The 6084-nt window shown below is 41.2% G+C and carries 3 protein-coding genes; 2 read left to right on the top strand and 1 reads right to left on the bottom strand.

The genetic code is table 11. The features are described from left to right. The first annotated feature begins 1060 nt into the window (after nt 1-1060). Both HMPREF9420_RS12425 and HMPREF9420_RS12420 read left to right on the top strand, forming a co-directional pair. Entirely contained in the window at nt 1061-2539 is a 1479-nt protein-coding gene (locus HMPREF9420_RS12425; protein WP_007136081.1) for an L-fucose/L-arabinose isomerase family protein, read from the top strand. 80 nt (nt 2540-2619) lie between these two features. Next, the gene (locus HMPREF9420_RS12420) at nt 2620-3189 is read left to right on the top strand and encodes a DUF3828 domain-containing protein (RefSeq protein ID WP_007136080.1); all 570 of its coding nucleotides are present in this window, start codon (nt 2620-2622) and stop codon (nt 3187-3189) included. A 225-nt stretch (nt 3190-3414) separates the two neighbouring features. On the opposite strand, the gene clpB is transcribed toward HMPREF9420_RS12420, so the two are convergent. Beyond that, nucleotides 3415-5898, bottom strand: a complete 2484-nt coding sequence (gene clpB / locus HMPREF9420_RS12415; RefSeq protein WP_007136079.1) for an ATP-dependent chaperone ClpB — start codon at nt 5896-5898, stop codon at nt 3415-3417. Nucleotides 5899-6084 lie beyond the last annotated feature (186 nt).

Here is a 6084-nt window from a genome sequence, read left to right as displayed (position 1 = left end):
GAACTTGAAATATGACAGAAACCAACTTTCAAAATAGATAATTTCTTCATTCTTAAGCTGTTACATCATATTACATAAGGATGCAAACTTGACAATCATTCGTTTTGAATTGCAGTTTGTTTTCTTTCACTTTTTATACTTTTATGCTTCACTTTTTGCTGAGAAAAATACCTTTTTGACTAATAATACCTATCATCCTACCTATCCAGTTCTGCGTATAAACAGCTTAAAATGCAATGGTTTAAAAACTAAACTCACATCTGAAAACATCACTTTTTGACTAAGAATGTGCTGCTAAGTCTAACAGATTTCATTGCAAAATAAGTCAAGAAGTGAGGTCATTACAGCCTACCCCGCCCACCCACCCCACTTAAACAGCCATCCCTTGGACTGTTGTTATCTTATTCTTAAATAGTGGATAATAAACTTTACAAATGCCTTTGCACAACTCGCGTATTTGAAACGCACAATCATTCTTGTCAGAATTAGGGCCAAAAAACAAGAGTTTATATTGCATTGAGACTCAGAGCGTTACTTAAAATCACAAAATAAACGCCATTATTTGCATGAAATAGTGGCCCAATCTCAGTCATTTTACCCGAAGAAATGGACTATTTTACGAGCATAAATGCATGATTAAGCAATGTAAAATGATGCAAATCACAACGCGAAATGCACTTTTCTATCCTATCAACACCATCAAAAGCTGATATCATCGCTGTTTTCTTGCGTTTATTATTCTATTTGCTTCCTTTTTAAAGTCCATTTTTTTAGCGAATAAACACAACAAAAATAACCAATGTTTAGTCTATTTTTATGCCCCTTTTTCTTTAGAAAACAAAGATTTCTAAGGTTTGTAGATAGGATAATCAGTTTAGAAACCCACCACGAATGATGAGATTACAGAACAGCGTTGCACACAATTCGTGTGATGATACACTAAAAAGTTAATTTTCGTTAGCATCATCACTTTTTGTAATTAAAGCCATTTCACTATTTATATTTTTATCTATCTTTGTGAAAACATAGCGAAACAACAAGATTGAATAACACAATTGATATGGTAACTAAAAACATTCCAACAGTCAAACTCGGTATTATTGCCGTGAGTCGTGACTGCTTTCCTATCGCCTTATCCACGAAAAGACGCGAAAACATCGTAGCAGCTTATCAAGGAGAGCTGTTTAATTGTAAGACAACCGTAGAGAATGAGCAAGATATGCTCAAAGCCGTTGCCGAGGTAAAGGCTGCAGGTTGTAATGCACTTGTAGTGTTCTTGGGTAATTTTGGCCCTGAAACACCAGAGACCTTAATAGCAAAACACTTTGAAGGTCCATGCATGTTTGTGGCTGCAGCAGAGGGAGATGGCGACATGATCAACGGCCGTGGCGATGCCTATTGTGGTATGTTGAACTGCTCTTACAATCTTGGTATGCGCCACCTCAAGGCATATATCCCTGAATATCCCGTGGGAACGGCAGAAGATGTGGCACAGATGATGGCCGACTTTGTGCCTATTGCACGCACGATTATAGGCTTAAAGGGATTGAAAATCATTACCTTTGGTCCGCGTCCCCAAGACTTTTTTGCCTGCAATGCACCCATAAAAGGACTCTATGAATTAGGAGTTGAGATAGAAGAAAACTCAGAATTAGACCTACTTGTGGCTTATAAGGCGCATGAAAATGACCCTCGTATTGACGCCGTTTGTGAGGATATGGCTCGTGAAATGGGCTGCGGTAAGTATTATCCAGACTTGAGTCGTCGCATGGCTCAATTTGAAATCACGTTGTTAGATTGGGCAGAAGACCACAAAGGTTCACGTGAGTTTGTGGCCTTTGCAGACAAGTGTTGGCCCGCGTTTCCAAGCCAGTTTGGTTTTGAACCCTGTTATGTTAATTCGCGATTAGTAAGTCGTGGCATCCCGGTTGCATGTGAGGTTGATGTCTATGGAGCCTTATCTGAGTATATCGGTATGTGCGCATCGGGAGACACAGTGACGTTACTTGACATCAATAACTCCGTTCCTCGATACATTTATGACGATGATATTAAAGGCAAATATGACTATAAACTCACCGACACTTTTATGGGATTCCATTGTGGAAACACTCCCGAATGTAAGATGTGCAGCACTCGTGCCATTAAGTATCAGCTCATTCAGAACCGCCTTTTGGAACAAGGTGGCGAGCCAGACTTTACTCGTGGCACGCTCGAAGGAGACATTGCAGCAAGCAAGGTGACCTTCTATCGTTTGCAGTGTAATGCAGAAGGCGAGTTGAAAGCCTATATTGCAGAGGGAGAAGTGCTTGATGTTCCGACGCGTTCTTTTGGTGGTATCGGTGTGTTTGCTATTCCGGAGATGGGTCGTTTCTATCGTCATGTGCTCATACAAAAGGGATATCCCCACCATGGTGCAGTGGCTTTTGACCATGTGGGCAAAGTGTTGTTTGAGGTATTCAAGTATCTTGGCATTCAGGATATAGCCTATAATCAGCCAGCTTCCCTACCCTATCCAACAGAAAATCCATTTAAGTAGCGGATAAGCCTTGTGCTGTTGAAATATAATATGGGATAGTTTAGATTACACCTATTTATATATATACTTATACATCGCGTATGAAAACAAAATTATTAGTGATTGTTTGTATTGTAGGTTGTTTTATTTTAGCTCGTCATTTACTTCGTCAGAATGCTATAAAACAAAGCAATAAGGTGGAGAACAGCGTTTCATTGAATTCACCTTTCCTTAAAGATACATCGGCAGTCAAGGCTTCTGTTGACACCATTTATACCACACTCTGCAATACTTACAATGGAGCATTGGACGAAGCCATGCAGGGTGAGAAGTCATTGGACCGCAGATTTTGCACCAAAGCATGGAATAAGACGATGGAAGATTGTGAGCGTGAGCGCATGAAGCGGCACGAACAGATGGGTTGTTTTGATTATGATTATTGGATAGGTGCCCAAGATTGGGATATGCTTTCTTACCAAATAGAAGCAATCTCCATGAATTTTGCTTCATCGGCACAAGTCTTTTTGAAGTTGAAAAATGGAAAAAAGATTTCTACTTTCATGATAATGATGAAGAAAGAAGATGGTCGTTGGCTGATTGATGATCTCATATCAGATGGTGAGGGGAATCAAAGCGTCATGCAATGTGCACGGGAATACCTAAAGAAATAAGTTTGCAGAAGTCAGAAAATAGTTGTAGAACTTAGGCAAACGGAATAAGACAGTACATTAATGCAATAAAAAAAGAAGGTAAAAGCGATTGAAAACAGCGGTTAGTCTGTTTCTACTCACTTTTACCTTCTTGTTATTTTAAGCTCTAAACAGCTGTCTATTGTCGTTTATAAACGTTCAATAGGCAGTGTTTTCCCTCAGAAAAGAGAGGTTAAAAGGGCTTTCTTACGCTTTAATTTTACCTAAGGTTACCTCCTTACCAATCTTTCCTTCAAGAATCTTTCGACTCAAGTCATTGAGTACATAGTCTTGAATGGCGCGCTTAACAGGACGTGCTCCGAAGTCAGGATCATAGCCAAGGTCGGCCAAATCGTCGATAGTTTCCTGTGTCCAATGCAATGAAAAACCTTGTTGTTCAAGCATCTTTTGAACGCGTTTCATTTGTAGTTCAACAACCTTCTTAATCTCTTCTTTCGTCAAAGGATGGAAGGTGATGATGTCGTCAATACGATTCAAGAACTCAGGACGCATCAATTTGGTGAGCTGTTCGCGTGTAGCATTGCTCGTCATGATGATGATTGTGTTCTTAAAGTCAACCAAACGACCTTTGTTATCGGTAAGTCTTCCGTCGTCAAGTACTTGCAACAAGGTGTTGAAAACATCTGGATGTGCCTTCTCAATCTCGTCAAAGAGTACGACGCTATAAGGCTTACGACGAACTGCTTCGGTAAGTTGTCCGCCCTCATCATAGCCTACATACCCTGGAGGTGCACCGATAAGACGCGTTACACTGAACTTCTCTTGATACTCACTCATATCAATTCGGGTCAACATATTCTCGTCGTTGAAGAGATATTCGGCTAAAGCCTTCGCCAATTCTGTCTTTCCAACGCCCGTTGTTCCTAAGAAGATAAAGGAAGCAATCGGCCGCTTTGGGTCTTGAAGTCCTGCCCTACTGCGTCTTACTGCATTACAAACGGCGTCAATAGCTTCGTCTTGTCCGATGACACGTTTATGCAGTTCATCTTCTAAGTGCAGTAATTTCTCTCGCTCACTTTGTAGCATTCTACTTACTGGAATGCCTGTCCAGCGGCTCACAACTTCGGCAATATCGTCGGCGGTTACTTCTTCTCTGATGAGTGCTTCGCCTCCCTGCTCCTCGTCAACATGCTTTCTTAGCGTGTCGATTTGGTCCTGAAGCTGTTTTAATTCACCATATCTTATTTCAGCAACTCGCTGATAATTGCCTTCGCGTTCAGCTCTTTCAGCTTCCAATTTCAGACCTTCCATCTGCTGTTTGATTTGCTGGATGTGGTCGACTTCACCTTTTTGAGCTTCCCAACGCGCACGGAATGCATTTACTTTATCCTTGAGTTCGGCAATCTCTTTTTCGAGTTGATCAATCTTTTGCTGGTTGTTCTCGCGAAGAATTGCTTGCCGTTCAATCTCCTTTTGCTTCAGAGTGCGCTCCATTTCGTCGAGTTCTTCGGGCACAGAATCACGCTCCATGCGTAACTTTGCAGCTGCTTCATCCATCAAATCGATAGCCTTGTCTGGCAAGAATCGGTCTGTTATGTAACGCTCTGAAAGCTTAACGGCTGCGATACAAGCGTCATCTTGTATTCTGACTTTATGGTGGTTCTCATATCGTTCCTTTAATCCTCTTAAGATACTGATGGCATCTAACTCATCAGGTTCTGTCACCATAACCATCTGGAAACGTCGTTCGAGCGCCTTATCTTTTTCGAAATACTTCTGGTATTCATTCAAAGTAGTAGCTCCAATGGCGCGAAGTTCACCACGTGCCAACGCTGGTTTAAGTATATTTGCGGCATCCATTGCGCCCTCACCACCACCTGCTCCGACAAGCGTATGAATCTCATCAATGAACAAGATGATGTTACCTTGGGCGTTAGTAACCTCTTTTATCACTCCTTTTAAACGTTCCTCGAACTCACCTTTATACTTTGCTCCGGCCACGAGTTGACCCATATCGAGAGAATAAAGCTGCTTATTCTTGAGGTTTTCTGGTACATCTCCCTTCATAATTCGCTCTGCTAAACCCTCTACAATTGCCGTTTTTCCCGTACCAGGTTCACCCACTAATATAGGGTTGTTCTTGGTTCTTCGGCTCAGGATTTGAAGCACTCTGCGAATCTCTTCGTCTCTACCGATGACGGGATCAAGCTTTCCTTGTCTTGCGCGTTCAACGAGATTGATGGCATATTTGCCGAGAGACTGATAGTTTTCATCGCCACTTTGTGTCTGAACTTGTTGGCCTTGACGTAATTCTTCGATGGCTTTTCGCATGCCATCTTCCGTGCAACCTGCGTCTTTTAAGATTCTTCCTGCAGTGTTGTTTCCCTTCATTATTGCCATCAGTAGTGGCTCAATAGACACAAATTCGTCTCCCCATTGCTGAGAAATTGATTCAGCTTGGTTAAACACTTGTGTTGTTTCATTACTAAAGTAAGGCTGACCGCCGTCTACTTTAGGTAGATGTTGCAGCTCGTTTTGTAGTGCCATCTCAACGCCATGTGCATTAGCTCCCAGTTTCTGGAAAATGAAATTGAGCGTATCTTTGCCTTTCTCCATGATACCTTTTAATAGGTGTAATGGCTCAACGCTTTGCTGACGACCTAATTGTGCGCTTTGCACTGCAGTCTGAACTGCCTCTTGTGCTCTTATTGTATATTTGTCGAAATTCATTAAATGTCCTCCAATTATTTATTTGTTACCTCTATTTCAAATGATGTACCCTACCCTATTATGTGTCAAAATGGCTTTTTCTTCTGTCAAAATGACATCTATTTATACCTTATTTTCTGTTTAAACTAATGCTTGTTTGCCTTACCCTATTTCATTATAATACATGATTTACTCTATTATTCATTT

This window comes from Segatella salivae DSM 15606 (assembly GCF_000185845.1).
Classification (GTDB): Bacteria; Bacteroidota; Bacteroidia; order Bacteroidales; family Bacteroidaceae; genus Prevotella; species Prevotella salivae.
This window is presented reverse-complemented; position numbering and strand designations above follow the sequence as displayed.